The sequence below is a fragment of the Bacillus sp. FSL K6-0073 genome (genome assembly GCF_038006085.1).
Lineage (GTDB): Bacteria > Bacillota > Bacilli > Bacillales > Bacillaceae_G > Bacillus_A > Bacillus_A cereus.
The window spans coordinates 3,335,513-3,354,412 of sequence record NZ_JBBOUN010000001.1 but is presented as its reverse complement, the minus strand read 5'-3'; the positions used below and the strand labels follow the sequence as shown (position 1 = coordinate 3,354,412).

Sequence of the window (18,900 nt, the reverse complement as noted above, 5' to 3'; positions counted from 1 at the left end):
GTGGTACTAAATAGATAGAGGTAAATAAATTATCTTCGCAAAATATTTTTATAGGGAGGAAAAATGTATGAGTCATGCAGCGATTTCTGTAAAAGGCTTGAAAAAATCCTTTAAAGACAAGGAAGTTTTAAAAGGGATAGATTTTGAGGTGCAGCGTGGAGAAATTTTCGCGCTGCTAGGCTCAAATGGAGCGGGAAAGACGACAACGGTCAACATCCTTTCGACGCTAATGAAGCAAGATGGCGGTGAAGTAAGTATTTGCGGATTTGATGTACAGCGTCAACCAAATCATGTACGTCAAAGTATCAGTTTGACAGGGCAGTTCGCAGCTTTAGACGGTATGCTGACTGGGAGGGAAAACTTGATAATGATAGCTAGGCTACGTGGTGTTTCCAGTCCCGCTCAAGTTGCTGACAATCTACTTGCAAGATTTAGCCTGACTGATGCGGCAAACCAAAGGGCAGATCAGTATTCAGGCGGGATGAAGCGCCGGCTTGATATCGCGATGAGTTTGATTGGGGCGCCAGCAGTTATTTTTCTTGACGAACCAACGACTGGACTCGATCCTGAAGCGCGAATTGAAGTGTGGGATACAGTCAAGGAACTTGCTGATAGTGGTACAACTATTTTGCTTACGACTCAGTACTTGGAGGAAGCAGAACAACTGGCAGACCGTATCGCTATTTTGCATGGCGGAAAAATTATTACGACAGGTACTCTTGCTGAACTAAAAGAGATGTTCCCACCGGCAAAAGTGGAGTATATCGAGAAGCAACCGACATTGGAAGAAATATTCCTTGCGATCATTGGCAAAAAGGAGGAGATGTAAATGAAAAGTAAAACAGGTGTATTACTAGGTCGTTTAATGCGTAACATTATGCGCAGCCCGGATACAATTATTACAGTAGCGATTACACCGATTATGATGATGCTATTATTTGTCTACGTGTTTGGAGGCGCAATAAAAACTGGAACGGAAAACTACGTTAATTATTTATTGCCGGGAATTTTGCTAATGGCTATCGCATCCGGTGTAGCTTACACTTCTGTGCGACTCTTTACGGATGTAAAGAGTGGGCTGATGGCACGTTTCATTACGATGCCTATTAAGCGCTCGTCGATATTGTGGGCTCACGTTTTAACCTCTCTTATTGCTAATGTACTTACTATCGTGGTGGTTATTCTTGTTGCACTCTTAATGTGTTTCCGTTCCAGTGCGAATATTCTAGATTGGCTTGGAGTAGCTGGGATACTAGGGATGTTTACGTTAGCGCTAACATGGGTGGCTATCATTCCAGGGCTGACGGCAAAGTCTATGGAAGGGGCGACTGCTTACTCGTACCCGCTAGTTTTTCTTCCATTTATTAGCTCGGCCTTTGTCCCTACCGAAACGATGCCCAAAATTGTTCGTGTGTTTGCAGAGAATCAGCCTGTAACTTCAATCGTGAATGCGATTCGTGCTCTTTTATATGAAGGAACTGTTGGAAACGATATTTGGATTGCGCTCACTTGGTGCGTAGGTATAATGATTATTTCTTACTTTTTCGCTAGTAAAGCATTTAAACGTCAGTTAGGGTAAGAAACGAGATAAACGAAACCTTCAGGAATAATATATATTTAGAAAAGCACGGGAGATTTTCCGTGCTTTTATTATTTATCATGCTCTCATTGTAGTAAATGAAATGGTATTTAAAAATAGAATAATTGTCCAGTGATAAAGCTTAATATTTGAGGCTCACTGCTTATGGAATGTATAAGCACACTCGTTTTTGTAAATCTGCTAATACTTCATCGGGTATTTCTTTGATTTTAATATCCTTCCCTAGAAAAAGCAGCCAATTTATTATTTCCGTCACTTCATCGGGATTGTTAACATTGATAAAAGTTTTTAAAATGGCTGTGGATTGGTAAGGATTAGTATAAGATATTGAAATTTTTAAAGGATGGTATTTTTTGAACTGGGCAATTGCTGTCGGACCAAGTTCAAGTGCAAGGTTAATTGCTTCAGCCTTCTTACTTAGTTTTTCTAAAATCTTTTTCTTATTGAGCCTTTTATTCGTCGTGTATGGTTCAATATTGATGAGATCATCGACAGGAAACATTAACTTCTTTTCTTCTTTTAAGTCAAATCCTTCAATGATCCAATGGCTTTTTTCTTGATAAAGGTGTAATAGATAAATTGGATAAGACTTAATTTTTTCATCTTCTTTAATGGTAATCAATAAATGGTTATCCAAAAGAAGGATTTGAATGAGTTTTTCTAACATAGGATGGGGGAGATCAGAAAGCTCAAGTAGATCGGGATTATAAGGATTAGTTCCTTGGAACAGCAAGAGTTGATTTAAAAGAACAAGGTCATCCTGCTGGGTTTCTGAGATGAGTCCTAGTAGTTTTTCGGCTAAAGATTGACGACTCTTTAGGTAGGGAAGTTGTTGATTCCTCGTAGCCATAAAGGCAATAAAAAGAGCTTTCACTTCATTATCAGTAAAGCGAACAACGGGCAGTATAGAATTATGCATAACAAAATATCCACCCGTTCTCCCAACTTCAGCGACAAGTGGCATTCCCATAGCTTCAATTTCTCTAATGTCTCTAATAGCTGTCGATCGTGATATGTTAAATTCTCGTATGATTTCAGAAATTGTAAAGTGGGAGCGGTTGTTAATATATCGCATAATTGTATTAATCCGTTCAACTTTTTTCATTTTGGTCTCCTAAACAGTATCATTTTTTGACATGGTTTAAAGATATTATAAACGTATCAGATGAAAAGATAAATCGTTTGATTAATAAAAAAAGAGGCAGGTTTTGTATATGAAAAATTATACTATAGAAGAAAAAGATAGCTTTATTGTGTTAGGTATTGGAACTGAAATTAAGAGTGAGTACACAGACTTTGCTGGAATAAATAAAGAAAAGGAAGACTTTTGGTCGGCTGTTAAAGAAGATGGAAGGCTGGACACTTTAAAAGCTTTAGCGACAAATGAATACATTTTTTCTGTGAGCGAAGCGGTGAATAACAAAATGATGTATTATGCGGGTGTCATGACAGAAGCACAAATAGAAGAAGAATCTAGAGTGATTCAGTTTCCGAGGGGAGAATACTTAGTAGTAAAAGGGGAAGACAAAACAGCTGAAGAGTTAAGTAATAAGTTGACTGGCATCGCCTTCGGTCAAGCTTTACCAGATGCAAATGAGTTTGCTTATGTTGGTGGACCAAATACGACGGTTGAGATGGGGAAAAGAAACGGCTTAGTGTTTGGTGAAATGTGGATTCCAGTTGTAAGGAAGTAAAGTGATAAAAGATACGAATATGGGAAGTAGAGGCTAACAATCTTGGATTGTTGGCCTTTTTAACATGAATATAATATTCATGTGCTGCTACACAGTATGTTCTGATAAAATGGAATGAAAGGGAATTACTGTAAGGTGGTGGTGGGGTGAATAAAAAAAGGCTATTTGAGCTATTCATAGTAACGTTTGTTTTTCTATTCCTTCATGTAAGTACATTTACAAATGAGAAGTTTAACGATAAATTGGGTGCTTTTACTTACATTGTTTTATTTCTTATGCTTACTATCAACGCTATATTTATAGAAAGGTATTTTGGTGATATACAAAAGTGGATTCGAAATATTACATGTTGCTTTGCTTTATTCGTAGTGGTTTTAGTAGCTCTATGGATAGGTTATTTTTAGTCCTTACTTAAGAGAATGAGAAATATGTGATTACACTATATTCGATCCGATAATATTACTTAGCTGCATCGGTTTATATTAATTTTTTCTCTCCCCAATCATGATAAAATGTATAATAGGAAATTTTATGTAATATAAAGGGGGAAGGTTTATGGTCAGCTTGAGTACCTTGATAGCTTTTGCAATTGTTTCGCTTAGCATGGTTTGTTCACCTGGGCCTAATATGATTTATCTCATTTCCCGTTCCATTACGCAGGGACGTATGGCGGGATTTATTTCTTTATTGGGCATCATGCTCGGATTTGTAATCTATATAATCGCAACTATGTTTGGACTTACAGTTCTATTCCTTGAGGTTCCCACTGTATATGAAGCAGTAAAGTGGGCAGGTGCTGCTTACTTACTTTGGCTAGCTTGGAATTCGATTAAACCGGGTGCTATATCTATTATGGAACCTCGTACGATTTCTAATGAACCACCACGGAAATTATTTTTAATGGGACTCATGACTAATCTTCTGAATCCAAAGATTGCTATTTTGTATGTATCACTTTTACCTCAATTTGAAGATCCAGAGAAGGGATCGTTGCTTTTTCAAGGTGCAGTTTTGGGCCTTACGCAAATCACTGTTAGCTTTATAGTTAACCTTCTAATTGTATGTACAGCAAGTAAAATTGCGAAATAGTTTGGCACACGTCCAACGTGGCTGCGAGTGCAGCGTTGGCTTATGGCAAGCGTATTGACAGGTCTTGCAGTACGTTTAGCTTTTGAACGTCGACAGTAAGAGTATATAAAAAAATTAAAAATGCTTTTTAATGAAGAAATTAAATTTTATAGTGATGGTACAACAAGTACAGAAGCGAATCCTACCCACGTATATGGAGAAAAAGGAACATATAATGTGGAACTAACAGTGGAAGATAGTAGAGGAAAAGAAAGTAAAGAACAAACAAAAGTTACTGTAAAACAAGAACTGCAAACAGGTGGATCCCTCGAAGAGGAGAAGGACTTCCAATACGCTTGTAAAAGGGAATCTGATTACTCCTGATCAGACAGATGTTTAAACGTTTGATGTTATAGTTCTGAAAGAAGTAGTTATTTCTGTGATAAATGAACAAAATATTGGGATGACATGGGTACTTTATCATGAATCAGACATGTAAAATTACGTAGCTTGTGGTAAAGATGAAGGAAATACTATAAAGGGAAAACTCGTAGCGAAACAAGGAAAATATTATTTGAATGTGTATAAATCCGATGATAAGAATGGTGAATATTCATAAATTATACTTAATATCAGTAATTCATATAATTAGGAGTGGTTTCTATATTTAGAGAAAATACAAAAAGGATACTTCTGTCATTAGTAACAAATCCAATACTAATAATTGTATACGGGATCTTTTGCTATGAGTTGGCCTTATACTGTAAGTACGGAAGAATGAATTATAATATTTACATTTTGTTATTATGTATAGTACTTTTTATATCCATAACTACATTTACTACAATGCGGGTGATAAAAAATAGAGAATATGAATCTAAAAAATTAACAAATTCAATAGCATGGAGATCCATTTCTATTATCATTATTGTTGCAATTACATCATTTTATGGGATGCAGATTTATAAAAGTGCAATAAATTACAATGGTAAATTGGCATGGTTTATAGAAAAGTTAAAACATGAAAGGTCAGTTAAACTTAAACATAATAATATATATAAGTCTGGAGTAGAAGGTATTTTTGAAGATATAAATAAAAAATATCCTTTGCCAAAGAAATTGTATATGGCAACTGATTTTGATCTTACATTTCATTCAGATGGAACAATCACAGCGTTTGATACATTTGTTTATGGGAAAAATGTTGATGGGGAAGAAGAAACTTATTTAATCTCTTATAATAAGAAGAAATCAGAGGATATTACTATAATACGAGACGGATACGCAAAGCCTGATTATAATGATGATAAATTAGTAGAACCTTTAATTAAAACGGTTAAGGCGATTCCAGTTAAGCAAACGGTTAGAAAATGGAATGAAAGTAAGTATGGGTTGATTTATTATGGGAAAAGAAATTGGGGATCCAATACAGAGGGAATTATTAATATTACTGAGGATGGTAGGGGGCAGAGTCTTAAAGAAGCATCTTCTGATATCATTGGATATACTGTATCTATATTTGTCCCTGGAAAAGAGAAAGAGCTAGTCCCTGCTAGATATAATTTAATAAGTGACGCAAGTTGGAGTAAATCAAAGACGCCTCCAAAAGAAGATATGCTTAAAGAGAAGAAACAACAAGATTTAAAGAATGAAAAAGAACAGTTTTTCCTATCGAAAGAAATTGGTTATAAACTAAATATGACAGATAAAGCATTAGGGAGCGCTTTTTATTCATTAAGCAAGACTAGTGATGAAGGGAAAACATGGGAGGTTATCAATCCAGACCCATTTAATGGGGGGATTGGTAGTGTATCAGGAATCACTTTTATAAATGATAAACTTGGGTTTTTAGGAGCAATTAGGCCTTCTGGTAATGAAGGAGAGTTATATCGTACAGATGATGGGGGAGTATCTTTCAAAAAGGTAGAATATCCGCCGCATGAAGTGAAATTAGATCATACACAGTCCACAATAAGTCCTTTTGATTCACCTAGTATGCCATATGAGAAAGATGGGGTTTTTAATATGTTAGTTGGACAAGGGGCAGATGGAGACTACAATGGCGATAGTAGTGCACTTTATCAATCAAAAGATAACGGAGAGACATGGGAATTTGTAGAAGAAGTGAAAAAGAAATAATCAGAATGTTTTTTTTAAAATAAGGTAACTACTCAGCTATACATTTCATGACGGACAGGAAGAATTTACGAGTGAAATAATTAAAGTTCTTTCTCATGCTGGAGATTGGTTAATATGGTCTACTATTCTTGCATCTTCCATCATGTATACTGTTACTTTATATAAGAATCATCCAGATATCAGAAAAATTATACATGCTCGTTTTGAAGAAATAAAGCAACGAATAAAATATTAATGTAACTAATAAAAAACGTTATTCTTTCTAGTAATTTTGCTTATTTAGAAAGAATAACGTTTTTGTTTTTTAATACTCAAGTAATAGTTTACCTGCAGTTCCTATCATATAATTTATTGAATTTTAATATACGTTATGTATAACAGATATTTACCTTATAAAATAAGGGGGGAATATTATGACTGAGACAAAGGAATCTTCAGGAGTCAATTTGAAAAAAGATGTGAAGTTTTCTATTATAATTCCTGCACACAATGAAGAAAAGTACATTAGAAAATGTTTAGATTCAATTGCAAAGGCATCAGAGGCATATAAAGAGCAAACGGAAGTTATAGTTGTTTTAAATCGTTGCACAGATAAAACAGAGGAAATAGCAAAATCTTATAATTGTATTATATTGAAAAATAACGATAAAAACTTATCTAAAATTCGAAATGCAGGGGCTAAAATAGCCAGTGGAGAAATAATCGTTACTATAGACGCTGATACGATAATGACAGAGTCTATGTTGTCTAATGTAGATAAATATTTAGCTTCAGGTAAATACATTGGTGGTGGGGTGAATGGGAAGTTTGAAAGAATATCTTTAGGAATATTTCTCTCCGCAATGTTAATCATAATCCCTTTACTTTTTAAGTACGGAGCTATATCTGTAGGGATTTTTTGGTGCTATAGAAAAGACTTTATGGCAATCAATGGATTTAATGAAAACATGCTTATGGCAGAAGATGCAGATTTCGCAAAACGTTTAAAAGAGTGGGGAAAGAAAAATAATAAGAAATTCGGTACTATTAAAAATGGAATGATAACTTCATGCAGAAGATTTGATACATATGGAGACTGGACTTTATTTAAAAATCCAAAAGTAATTTTAGCTTATCTAAAAGGAAATGATAGAAAATACGCAGATAAGACATATTATGATAACCAAGAAAGATAAAAGTGGAGAAAAGCGGCAGAGGATAGCTAGTACTTTTTTTAGATATGATGAGAATCCAACTTAATTTAATAGATACTATAAGAAAACCATCAATTTGATTACCCTTTTTCAAATTGATGGTTTTTATTTTTGAAATAAATATGTATTTTTTATAAAAATATTTTTTGACCCCCATAAAACTTTGTACTCCTCCGAATATGTATAGTGGAAAAAATAAATAGAAGAAAAATGACTATGAAAGAATATAGAAGTATTAATAAAATTACTAGATTAAGTGGGCATCCAAAGTAAAAGGATGAAATTACCAATTATATAGAGGAGAGTTATTCAAGGATTGCAGATAAAATAGAAAAAGAATAAGCAAAACGAACGGTAGAAAATAAGAAAGTAGATAAAAATACAAACTTAACTTTAGTGCCGAGAGAAAAGGAAAAATCATTAAGAAAACGTTAGACTCTAAAAATATAACTAACAGCAAGAAAACAAGACCGAAGAAAAGTACCAAGAAAATCTGGTTAAATGGTCACTTGTGTAGTGACCATTTTGCTATTTGAAGGAGGCTGGGAGATTACAAGTGTTGAGTTTAGTAATGAAGATCTTAAGAAAACCGAAAATAGAAGATATCGTATGTAACATACAAAACAACGAAGAAGATAAAGAAGCATTTATCGTACAGTATCAGCCTTTTATTAGAAAATCAATCTCATCTGTCTGCCGCCGATATATTACAGAACAGGATGATGAATATAGCATTGGATTGTTTGCGTTTAACGAAGCAATTGAACAGTATTCCTATACAAAAGGAAAATCCTTTTTAGCGTTTGCTGATCTTCTTATAAAAAGAGATGTAATTGACTATATACGTAAGGAGTCTAAACATAACTTTGTCTTTTTAAAAGAAGATGAGCAAGAGGAAATGTTAGAAATGCAAGTGTCGCTTACGGAGTATATGAAAGAGATGGAAAATAGTAACCGTAAGGAGGAAATTCTTCATTTTCAAAGTGTGCTAGCTGAGTTTAAAATCACATTCTCAGAGCTTGCTAAAGAATCTCCTAAGCATCGTGATACGCGTGAGCACTTAATAGAAATTGTGAAAATTATTATAAAAGAAGAGGAAATGATGGAAGAGCTGTTCCGAAAGAAAAAGTTACCACTTAAACATATTGAACCGCGTGTTAGGGTAAGTCGCAAAACATTGGAGCGTCATAGAAAATATATCATTGCAATGTGTATTATCTTTGCAAACAACTATACATACATTCTTGATTATATAAAGGGGGGGAAAGCATGATGAATAAAGGAATTGTGATGGATATAAAAAAGCATAGCGTAGTTGTTTTAACACCAAATGGAGAGTTTATTACGTGTAAAAGAAAAGGGGATTCTTGCATAATCGGGGAGGAAATCTCATTTGATGAGCAAGAACAAAAAGTATCGTATTTTTCGATCCCTTCCTTTTTAAAGCCTGCATCAATACTTGTTGCTTGTTTTCTATTTGCAGTGCTGTTTTTCTACAACCAACCAGAAGAAAAAGTATTTGCTTACGTCTCAGTTGATATAAATCCAAGTTTAGAGGTGAGCGTAACAAAGGATTTTCGTGTTATAGATTTGCAGGCTTGTAATGATGATGGAAGGCGTATTTTAAAAGAATTGAAGCAATGGGAAAATAAACAATTGCAAGAAGTAATACGTACTATTATAAAGCAAAGTCAAGAGGATAAGTATTTAACGAATGATAAGCAAGTTATGCTAACAGCAGTTGCAAAGGACAAGGCACTAGAACCACTTTTGGAAAAGGAAATGAAAGAATTAAAGAAAGAATATGAGCTAAAACATATTACAGTTGAATATCAAAGTAGCACAATGCAAGTAAGAGAGAATGCTAGAAAAGCTGGAATTGGCACAGGTGTCTATATAAAGCAAGAGAATGAGAAGAACAAATCACTTACGCCTCCTGCCACCCCGTCTAATCCGGTGGAAAACGAAGAAGAGGTGCAATCACAGCCGGAGTCATCTCATGATACATCACTGGATTTGTCTCCTGTAAAAGAAAAAAAATATGAAAAGCAAGAGCAGAAAGAACAAAAGAAAACAGAGGAACAGCCATCCAAGCAAATAAAAGAAAACAATGGAAGAGGATCTCAGCAAGAAAATAGAGGGAATCAACAAGAGAATAACAGTAGAGAAGCTCAACAAGGAAATAATGGGAATCAGCAAGTGAACAACGGAAGAGGATCTCAACAAGGGAATAATGGAAATGGGCAAGTGAACAACGGAAGAGGATCTCAACAAGGGAATAATGGAAATGGGCAAGTGAACAACGGAAGAGGATCTCAACAAGGGAATAATGGAAATGAGCAAGTGAACAACGGAAGAGGATCTCAACAGGGAAATAACGGAAACGAGCAAGGGAACAATGGAAGAGGGTCTCAACAAGGGAATAATGGAAATGGGCAAGGGAACAATGGAAGAAATCCTCAACAAGGAAATAATGGGAATCAGCAAGGGAACAATGGAAGAGGATCCCAGAAAGAAAATGACGGAAACGAGCAAGGGAACAATGGTAGGGGGTCTCAACAAGAAAATAGAGGCCACCAGCAAGGGAATGAAAAGAAGAATCAATAGAATATGGAAGTGAGAGATTCATTTCAAAGCTAAAAGGATTTATTCCGCTATTTGCTGGGCAGCCCGATTGGTGAGGGCTGATGATTAGTGGGGGATGAACAAAACCCCCACTGATTAAAGTTGCACTTTATTATTCTATAGTTTTATTAAGAAGGAGTATGTGAAAAATATAATGGAGAAAAACATTCAACAAGAGAAAGATAAAGAAAAACCTGTTTTTTATGATCCGAAAGGAAGGAGAAACATAGCCTTTATTTGGTTTCTATGTATCTCAATAGTTAGTGTAAGTGTTGTATTTTATTTTTTCTTTCAAAGTATTTTTTCAACACCAGAAATTCCAAATATGAATACCGCTGTACAACAAGATACGAAACTTGTACCAATTAATCAAAAACTTAGTGATCAGGAGTTAAAGGAGGAAGCATTTAACCCAAATACCGAAACGAAGGATAATAAAAATTTGGTGAATCCGCCGAAGGATAGTAAACATCCTAAAGAAGTGTATGGTTTTTATGTAAACTGGGATGAAAATAGTACCGCTTCTTTAAAAGAAAATATCGATTCATTAACCACGTTAGTACCAGAATGGTATCATTTAAAAGAAGATTTAACGATTAGAAGTGAGATAAAACCTGAGATTGTAAAACTAGCAAAAAAAAATCATGTGAAGATTATGCCGTTACTTACTAACTATACAGAAAAAGCTTCTGGCCCTGATAGTGAGCTTATCCATAAGTTACTGAATTCGCCGAATGATGTGAAGACGAAATTTATTAATAATTTAGTAAGCGAAGTTAAAAAGAGTCAGTTTTCAGGTATTAATATTGACTTTGAGTCCGTACCTGAAAGTGATAAAGAAAACTTAACAAATTTTATGAAAGAACTTACTATGGCCTTTCATAAACATGATTTGCTCGTCACACAAGATGTTCCAGCTAATGATAAGGCTTTTGATTATAGTGCATTAGGAAAAATAATAGATCGTATGATTGTAATGATGTACGATGAGCACTATGGAGCTGGGGAACCAGGACCAATTGCTTCAAATAAATGGTTCCAACATACATTAAAAGAACTGAATATTCCGTCTAATAAACTTATAGTTGCTTTCGGTAACTATGGATATGATTGGGAAGTAAATAGTAAAGAAGCTGCAAAGTCTATGACTTTCTCAGAAGTTATGGCAATGGCTCATGATTCAAATATAAAAATTCAATGGGATAAGATGAGTGGAAATCCGTATTTTAGATATAAAACAGGAGAGAAAGAACATACTGCTTGGTTCTTAGACGGTGTTACTCTTTATAATCAAGTGAAAATCGCAATGGACAATAATGCAAAGGGGTTTGCGCTATGGAGATTAGGAGCAGAAGATCCTACAATATGGAAAGTTTTAAAAAATCCTATTGAGGTACAAAAAAATCCTAATGTATTACATAAAATCAGTAGTTTAGATGAAGTGAATTATTCTGGACAAGGTGAAATTTTACAGATTGAGAATGAAAGAAAAAATGGATTGAGAGATTTTAAAGTAGGCAAAGATGGTTATATTACAGATGAAGTATATCAATCCTTACCATCTGCATATGAAGTGCAACGATATGGAAAACCAAATGAGAAACAAGTAGTATTAACATTTGATGATGGACCAGACCCGAAATATACGCCAGAAATTTTAGATATATTAAAAGAGAATCAAATAAAAGCTGCTTTTTTTGTACTTGGTGAAAACGCGCAACTAAATACTAGTATTGTAAAAAGAATATACGATGAAGGGCATGAAATTGGCAATCATACTTTCAAGCATCCTAACGTCGCTGATACGTCTTTACTACGAACAAAATTAGAACTTAATACGACGCAACGTTTAATTCAGGAAATAACTGGACATTCTACGGTTTTATTTAGACCGCCATATGAAGCCGATGCTAACCCAGATTCATCAAATGAAATATTGCCTATTTTGCGTGCACAAAATATGAACTATACAATGGTGGCGGAAAAAGTTGATCCTGAAGACTGGGCAACACCATCAACGAATGAATTAGTAAAGCGTGCTCTTACTCCCATTTATAAGGGAGAGGGAAATATTGTTCTTCTCCATGATGCGGGAGGGAATCGTGCCCATACGGTAGAAGCGCTTCCCATTATTATTAAAGAACTTAAAAAAAATGGATATAGTTTTGTAACAATTTCAGATTTAATGAATAAAGAACGAGATGAAATTATGCCTCCTGTTTCTTCTGAGGGGAAGCAATATTTACTTTACAATAAAGCTGTCTTTTCAGGGGCAGGATACTTTAAGCATATATTAACAACTATTTTTTATATTGCTATTGGATTAGGGATTTTTCGATTTTTATTCTTAATTTATTTTGCATGGAAGCAGAAAAGAAAAACGTTATCTCGCTATATTAATTCGTCCTATCAACCTTTTGTTAGTGTTGTCATAGCAGCATATAATGAAGAAAAGGTGATAGCCAAGACAATTCACTCAATTTTGGATAGTAATTATAGAGAATTTGAAGTTATTGTTGTGGATGACGGATCGACAGATGGTACGTCAAAAGTAATGAAAGAAACATTTTATAAACACCCTAAAGTTCGTTTCATTCAGAAAGAAAACGGCGGGAAATCATCGGCAATGAACCTAGGGTTTCAACAATCGCGAGGAGAAATAATTGTCACTTTAGATGCGGATACTATTATTGCGCAAGACGCCATTTCTCTAATGGTTAGACACTTTGAAGATCAGAATGTAGCTGCAGTTTCAGGTAATGTCAAAGTGGGGAATAGACGGAATTTGTTAACTACTTGGCAACATGTTGAGTACATTACAGGGTTTAATTTAGAACGTAGAGCTTTTGATGAGTTAAATTGTATTACAGTAGTTCCAGGAGCTATTGGGGCGTGGCGCAAAAAGAATGTAGTTGAATCTGGATATTTAAGCGAAGATACGTTAGCAGAAGATACGGATCTTACTATTACATTTTTACGTCAAGGGCATAGAATTGTATATGAAGAAAAAGCTCATGCTTTTACGGAATCACCTGAAGATGTGAAAAGTCTCATTAAACAGCGGTATCGTTGGTCATATGGTACACTTCAATGTCTTTGGAAACATCGAAAAGCGTTATGTAATCCAAAGCATAAAACATTAGGATTTATTGCACTGCCTAATATGTGGTTATTCCAATATGTGCTGCAATTCATTGCTCCTTTTGCAGATATATTAATGATTATAGGAATATTTAGTAGTAATCCGCTAAAAGTTTTAGGATTTTATCTTGTATTCTTTTTAATGGATCTTCTCGCTTCTCTGTTCGCATTTAAATTAGAGGAAGAGAACCCAAAACCATTGGCATGGTTAATTTTACAACGTTTTATTTATCGTCAATTTATGACTTATGTTGTCATTAAATCTATATTCTCATCGCTTCGAGGAGTAGCGGTAGGGTGGAATAAACTAAAGAGACTGGGGAGTGTTAAACATTCCACGGAACATAAGGAGGCATCATAAAAGGGCAGACTATCTGCTCTTTTTTTCATTGGTTTTAGTTAGTTGAATGTAGAGGTGTAGTATAAAAACTGCTGCTTCTATAATGAGATTCCTATTCATCATTAATGGTGAGACATTATGTTAAGCTAATCCTTTAGTTTCGGATTAAAGTTTTTTTATATTTTTTTTCAATGACGGACACAAAAACGCATATACCTTCGAATTATATATATGGATAACATAAATATGTATATAAAAGGGGAGAAATAAGATGAAAGAAAAAAAAGAAATGTTTCAAGAAATCGCTGAGGTGTTAAAGGTATTGGCGCATCCAGTTCGTCTATCTTTAGTAAAAATAATGCTTGCAAAAGGTCCTACTAATGTAACAACAATGTATGGGGATTTACAAATGCCTCAAAGTACAATTAGTCAACATTTATCTAAATTAAAAGCTGCTAAAATGGTTACAGGTACTCGGAAAGGATTAGAAATTTATTATGAGGTAACTGACAATCGCACAAAATCAATATTAGCATGTTTAGTTTAAATGATGATTTCTATTTCAAAATAAAAAGCGCTATTCTTTTCTATGATTTTACAGAGAGAATAGCGTTTTTTATTTTTAAGGAGTATCTTTTTATATGCCTATAGAATGGAGTGAAAGGTTTATGGGTTTAAATGTACCTACTATTACCTTAGGTTCTAATGCGTCTAATAATGAAAAAATTCTCGGTTTAGGGGTGCTTCTTTATAGCTTACGTACAATTGAGATTAGAAAAAGTAGAGCGAGCGTTTAATGAGGCTGAAGTAGTGTTTATATGCGAAACTTTATAGAAATCTCATTTTTCTAATTGTATCTTTTTAGATTGATGGATGTGGGGTCACGTCCATCAATCTAAGAAAACAAGTTAGCTAAAAAATGATGAAAATAAACTTTATAGAAATAAAAAATATGAACGTAGAGGAGTAAACAAAGTATATAGTGCTTTTTTAGTCATGTAATCTTTTAATCTGATGATCTTTTCCCCATTCAAACAGATTATCCATTATTTGCATTAAAGATTTTCCGTATTCACTTAGTGTGTACTCAACCTTTGGTGGAACTTCTTGATATACGGTACGATAGATAATCCCATCAGCTTCAAGTTGCCGAAGTTGTTGTGTAAGAACCTTTTGTGTAATGTTTGGGATTTCTCGTTTAATTTCATTTGTTCGCATTTTTCCATCCGACAAAATACATAAAATATGAACTTTCCATTTTCCACCGATTACATCGAGTGTTGTTGCAATTGGGCAATTATCATTTTGATTCATATAACACCTCCACAGGTACTTTAAGGTTCCTATAGCACTTTAAAGTACGTACTTTTCAATTATATGTGACTCATTCATACTAATACGTAAAGGGTTGAATAATTTATAAAGGGGATGAAAAAAGATGAAAACACTTGTAATTGTAGCACATCCTGATATTGAAAAATCAAAAATTAATAAAAGATGGATTGAAGAACTTGAGAAATATTCGGATGAAATTACGGTGCATGAATTGTATAAAGTGGCACCGAATTGGGAGTTTAATATTGAAGAGGAGCAAAAGTTATTAGTAGAACATGACAGATATATATTTCAATTTCCGCTTTACTGGTACAGCTCACCACCATTATTAAAAAAATGGTTCGATGATGTATTAACATATGGATTTGCGTACGGATCTAAAGGAGATAAAGTGAAGGGGAAAGAATTTGGTGTAGCTATTTCTATAGGTGGATTAGAAAAAGACTATGAAAATAGTGGAATTACAATGGATGAGTTGACGAAACCATTCCAAGCTACATGCTTATACACAGGTATGGAATTTATACCTTCCTTTTATTTATATGGTGCAGAATATAAACTAAGTGATGAAGAGATTGATAAAAGTGCACCTGAGTATGTGCAATATGTGATGAACAAGAAGTATTCTAATATATAATGGGAAATATCCATTTACTTGTAAAGTAAATGGATATTTTATATTCTTCTTATATTCACTAAGTGTAATCTTTAGTAAATTAATAGTTAATCTGGTAAAATAAAAAACCTAACATATATAAAGGGGAGTTTTACTTGAGAACGATGCGACAATTATTACAAAAGAGAGCAATGCAATCACCAAATTTGGAAGCGCTTGTAGGGGGGAAGAAAAGATATTCGTTTCAGCAATATAATGAACGAGTAAATCAGTTTGCACATTATTTGTTATATAATGGTGTGCAAAGAGGAGATCGTATAGGAATACTATGCAAAAATAATCACCCATTTCCAAGCGTTATGATGGCAAGTTTAAAAATTGGAGCGGTATTTATTCCGCTAAATCATCAGCTGACTGTTTATGAATTAGAAACGATTGTAAAAGAAGCGAAATTAAAAGTGTTAGTTATTGATGAAGAATTTAATGAAGTGTTATTAAAGGTTGATGCTGTTAAAGAAATTCCTTATGTAATTCAAACAACAAAAGAAGACTTTGGTTCATTTGAATTAGAGTTGCAAAAACAGCCAACGACAGAACCGAACGTAGAAGTTCATGAAGAAGACGATGCCATTTACTTGTTTACATCAGGAACGACTGGACAGGCAAAAGCATGTGTAATTGGACATAAAAACTTACATCATTATTTTGCTGAAATTGCGGGACAAAGAGAAATCCCAGCAGGTGAACGCTTTTTATCTGTGCATCCATTGTTTCATATGAGTGGCGTGCTTTCTATTTTAAATTGTATTTATCATGGCGTTACGATGATCTTCTTAGCTCATTCGAATCCTGCTCTTATTTGGGATAAGATTGAAGAAGAGAAAATTACTACGATGCTTGCTTTCCCATCCGTTTATAGTTACATGCTTGATGAACTAAATAAAAAAGAACGTAACATTTCAACCTTTAAAGTAGCACAAAGCGGTGGTACAAAAGTGCCAGAAACACTCATTCAAAAATATATGGAAAAAGGCATATATATGGTGCAAGGCTATGGTAGTACAGAAGGTTGGGTTGTAACCTCATGGCATCCAATGATGGGAAAAGAAAAGATGTCTTCTGTAGGAAAGACCTTGAAAAATGTAGAGGTGAAAATTGTTCATCCGGAAACAGGACATGAACTAACAACAAATGAAGTTGGAGAGATTCATGTGAAGAGTCCATACATGTTTAAAGGATATTGGAATAATGAAAAGGCGACAAAGAAGGTAGTAAAAGATAACTGGTTTAACATGGGTGATGCTGGCATGATAGATGATGATGGATTCCTGCATATTATGGGAAGATATAAAGACGTTATTATACGCGGTGGTGACAATGTATATCCAGATCAAGTAGAAGATGTTATTCATGAAATACATGGTGTTTTAGAAGTTGCAGTAGTTGGAGTTCCAGATGACTTTTGGGGAGAGGTTCCAAGAGCTTACATTGTGAAGGATGGCGAAATAACATTAACAGAAGAAAGTATTATTCAGTATTGTAAGGAGAAGTTAGCAAGTTACAAAATTCCAGAAGTGGTATTCATAGATGAGTTACCGAAAAACGCTTTAGGGAAAGTGTTGAAGAGGGAATTACGAGATGCTGTTCTTGTGAAATAGAAAATTATGAAATAATGGAGAACCCAGTTATGTATAAAGCATGACTGGGTTTTTATGTATCAAAAACATAATAATTTACTAGATTTTGTATTTTGTGTAAGATAATAAAGAATATTCAATTAATAATTTGAGGGATGAAATTAAATGAAGCTAGAAGTAGAGACGGATAGACTCATTATACGTCCATTTCAAAAAGCTGATTATGAAAGTTGGTTAGATGGATTTTCTTATTGATTATAAAAATAAAGAAATGGACAAATAAGGGGAAAAGAAAATGAAGACTATAAATGTATTTCATTACGACGCATTTACGAATAAACCAAATAAGGGAAATCCAGCAGGTATTGTATTAGAAGCAGATGGATTAACGGAAGAGGAAATGCAAATTATTGCTGAAAAAGTTGGATATAACGAAACAACTTTTGTTCTTTCCTCAGAAGTAGGAGATATAAGAATGCGCTATTTTACCCCTGGTTTTGAAATGGATTTATGTGGTCATGGGACAGTAGGAACGATATATGCCTTGCGCGAAAAAGGTTTATTAGAAGAGAAAAGTAACCTTATGATTGAAACGAAGGCTGGGATTTTACCGATACAAATAGGTGTAAAAGAAAATGGAGAAACCTTTATTAAAATGAGGCAGGCAGCACCTCAGTTTAAAGAATTTACAGGTTCAAAAGAAGAATTAGCTCATAGTATCGGTTTAGAAGTAAATGATTTAGATGTAAGTTTACCGATTGTATATGGAAGTACTGGTAATTGGACAGTAATTGTACCGATTAAAAATCTAGATGCGTGTGAGAGAATGAAGCCTAACAATGAGATGTTTCCATCAGTATTAAAAGAAATACCTAACGCTTCTATTCACCCAATTTGTCTAGATACTTATGATGAACTAGCACAAATGCATGGACGTCATTTCTCATCGGCTTATGCTGGAACGATAGAAGATCCAGTGACAGGAACAGCTTCAGGTGTAATGGGGGCGTATTATGCGATGTATTTGGAAAAAGATTTTGACCATGAAATGGAGTTAATTGTTGAACAAGGACAGGAAATACATAAAGATGGTCGTGTAACGGTGTATGTAACGAAAGTTGAAGGGGATGCGAATTTACAAATTGATATTGCTGGAACAGCGGTGTATGTGAAAGAATTTGAAGTTTCAATATAAAAAAGAAAGCCCGGCATACATCCGGACTTTCATTATCTGTTCAATACTTCAATATACGAAGCATTTCCAGTTGTTCTTAAAGCAGAGCGAAAATTGTTATTTTCTAGCGTTTTAGCGACTTGTTGTAACTGCTGTGCATCATCATGATGGATAAGTAAGCTGTCAGCACCGCTTTCTTCTATATGAATGTGTTCGACATTTCCGATTGCATCATGTACAGCTTTTAAAAATTCAGGTTTCATATTGTCCTCCTATATGTATGTAACGTTGTAATTTAGTATTTCCTTATTTATGAAATATAAAAGTAAATGAAAGGA

Annotated in this window: 16 protein-coding genes and 5 pseudogenes; 18 read left to right on the top strand and 3 right to left on the bottom strand. The window is 34.2% G+C overall.

Translation table 11 applies throughout. The annotated features are described in order from the left end of the window. Positions 1 to 67: 67 nt before the first annotated feature. Together MHB52_RS17450 and MHB52_RS17445 are read left to right on the top strand one after the other, a co-directional pair. On the top strand, positions 68 to 829 hold the full coding sequence (locus tag MHB52_RS17450) for an ABC transporter ATP-binding protein (RefSeq protein ID WP_061663917.1): 762 nt from the start codon (positions 68 to 70) through the stop codon (positions 827 to 829). Continuing rightward, positions 830 to 1,579 carry an ABC transporter permease gene (locus MHB52_RS17445; RefSeq protein ID WP_061663916.1) on the top strand — a complete coding sequence of 250 codons (750 nt, stop codon included), beginning with the start codon at positions 830 to 832 and terminating at the stop codon, positions 1,577 to 1,579. A 163-nt stretch (positions 1,580 to 1,742) separates the two neighbouring features. On the opposite strand, the gene MHB52_RS17440 is transcribed toward MHB52_RS17445, so the two are convergent. Continuing rightward, positions 1,743 to 2,705: a helix-turn-helix transcriptional regulator gene (locus tag MHB52_RS17440; protein ID WP_061663915.1), complete on the bottom strand. Its 963-nt coding sequence runs from the start codon at positions 2,703 to 2,705 to the stop codon at positions 1,743 to 1,745. A 109-nt stretch (positions 2,706 to 2,814) separates the two neighbouring features. On the opposite strand from MHB52_RS17440, the gene MHB52_RS17435 reads away from it, so the two are divergent. The 12 genes and pseudogenes from MHB52_RS17435 to MHB52_RS17380 all read left to right on the top strand — a co-directional run bounded on the left by MHB52_RS17435 (position 2,815) and on the right by MHB52_RS17380 (position 14,597). After that, positions 2,815 to 3,294 carry a GyrI-like domain-containing protein gene (locus MHB52_RS17435; protein WP_000801038.1) on the top strand — a complete coding sequence of 160 codons (480 nt, stop codon included), beginning with the start codon at positions 2,815 to 2,817 and terminating at the stop codon, positions 3,292 to 3,294. 146 nt (positions 3,295 to 3,440) lie between these two features. Further along, on the top strand, positions 3,441 to 3,698 hold the full coding sequence (locus tag MHB52_RS17430) for a DUF3963 domain-containing protein (RefSeq protein WP_001036206.1): 258 nt from the start codon (positions 3,441 to 3,443) through the stop codon (positions 3,696 to 3,698). Positions 3,699 to 3,849: 151 nt separating this feature from the next. Continuing rightward, a pseudogene (locus MHB52_RS17425) lies at positions 3,850 to 4,482 on the top strand (LysE family translocator). A gap of 24 nt (positions 4,483 to 4,506) precedes the next feature. Continuing rightward, positions 4,507 to 4,981 (top strand): annotated as a pseudogene (locus MHB52_RS17420) (PKD domain-containing protein); the annotation flags it as partial. A gap of 35 nt (positions 4,982 to 5,016) precedes the next feature. Next, positions 5,017 to 6,501 carry a WD40/YVTN/BNR-like repeat-containing protein gene (locus tag MHB52_RS17415; RefSeq protein WP_080451636.1) on the top strand — a complete coding sequence of 495 codons (1,485 nt, stop codon included), beginning with the start codon at positions 5,017 to 5,019 and terminating at the stop codon, positions 6,499 to 6,501. 40 nt (positions 6,502 to 6,541) lie between these two features. Further along, positions 6,542 to 6,736, top strand: a pseudogene (locus MHB52_RS17410) (hypothetical protein); the annotation flags it as partial. A gap of 178 nt (positions 6,737 to 6,914) precedes the next feature. Continuing rightward, positions 6,915 to 7,676: a glycosyltransferase gene (locus MHB52_RS17405; RefSeq protein WP_000140916.1), complete on the top strand. Its 762-nt coding sequence runs from the start codon at positions 6,915 to 6,917 to the stop codon at positions 7,674 to 7,676. A gap of 574 nt (positions 7,677 to 8,250) precedes the next feature. Beyond that, a pseudogene (sigI, locus tag MHB52_RS17400) lies at positions 8,251 to 8,974 on the top strand (RNA polymerase sigma factor SigI). Then, positions 8,964 to 10,301 (top strand): anti-sigma factor domain-containing protein, encoded by a 1,338-nt coding sequence (locus MHB52_RS17395; RefSeq protein WP_086391384.1) that lies wholly within the window; start codon positions 8,964 to 8,966, stop codon positions 10,299 to 10,301. Before sigI ends, MHB52_RS17395 begins: the two are co-directional and overlap by 11 nt. A 172-nt stretch (positions 10,302 to 10,473) precedes the next feature. Further along, complete coding sequence (locus tag MHB52_RS17390) at positions 10,474 to 13,821, top strand: glycosyltransferase (protein ID WP_061662891.1); 3,348 nt, start codon at positions 10,474 to 10,476, stop codon at positions 13,819 to 13,821. Positions 13,822 to 14,071: 250 nt separating this feature from the next. After that, positions 14,072 to 14,347, top strand: a complete 276-nt coding sequence (locus MHB52_RS17385; RefSeq protein WP_000660066.1) for an ArsR/SmtB family transcription factor — start codon at positions 14,072 to 14,074, stop codon at positions 14,345 to 14,347. A gap of 94 nt (positions 14,348 to 14,441) precedes the next feature. Then, positions 14,442 to 14,597: a hypothetical protein gene (locus tag MHB52_RS17380; RefSeq protein ID WP_001121202.1), complete on the top strand. Its 156-nt coding sequence runs from the start codon at positions 14,442 to 14,444 to the stop codon at positions 14,595 to 14,597. Positions 14,598 to 14,790: 193 nt separating this feature from the next. Here the strand turns inward: MHB52_RS17380 and MHB52_RS17375 are convergent, their stop codons facing one another. Then, entirely contained in the window at positions 14,791 to 15,114 is a 324-nt protein-coding gene (locus MHB52_RS17375) for a winged helix-turn-helix transcriptional regulator (RefSeq protein ID WP_001072981.1), read from the bottom strand. Between the two features lie 124 nt (positions 15,115 to 15,238). Here MHB52_RS17375 and MHB52_RS17370 point away from each other — a divergent pair, with 124 nt between their 5' ends. The 4 genes and pseudogenes from MHB52_RS17370 to MHB52_RS17355 all read left to right on the top strand — a co-directional run bounded on the left by MHB52_RS17370 (position 15,239) and on the right by MHB52_RS17355 (position 18,583). After that, complete coding sequence (locus MHB52_RS17370; protein ID WP_000855231.1) at positions 15,239 to 15,772, top strand: NAD(P)H-dependent oxidoreductase; 534 nt, start codon at positions 15,239 to 15,241, stop codon at positions 15,770 to 15,772. Between the two features lie 143 nt (positions 15,773 to 15,915). Next, positions 15,916 to 17,409, top strand: a complete 1,494-nt coding sequence (locus MHB52_RS17365; protein ID WP_080451519.1) for an AMP-binding protein — start codon at positions 15,916 to 15,918, stop codon at positions 17,407 to 17,409. A gap of 144 nt (positions 17,410 to 17,553) precedes the next feature. Continuing rightward, positions 17,554 to 17,637, top strand: a pseudogene (locus MHB52_RS17360) (GNAT family N-acetyltransferase); the annotation flags it as partial. Positions 17,638 to 17,683: 46 nt separating this feature from the next. Next, on the top strand, positions 17,684 to 18,583 hold the full coding sequence (locus MHB52_RS17355) for a PhzF family phenazine biosynthesis isomerase (protein ID WP_000849320.1): 900 nt from the start codon (positions 17,684 to 17,686) through the stop codon (positions 18,581 to 18,583). Between the two features lie 32 nt (positions 18,584 to 18,615). Here the strand turns inward: MHB52_RS17355 and MHB52_RS17350 are convergent, their stop codons facing one another. Next, positions 18,616 to 18,825 carry a hypothetical protein gene (locus MHB52_RS17350; RefSeq protein ID WP_000801654.1) on the bottom strand — a complete coding sequence of 70 codons (210 nt, stop codon included), beginning with the start codon at positions 18,823 to 18,825 and terminating at the stop codon, positions 18,616 to 18,618. Between the last annotated feature and the right edge of the window lie 75 nt (positions 18,826 to 18,900).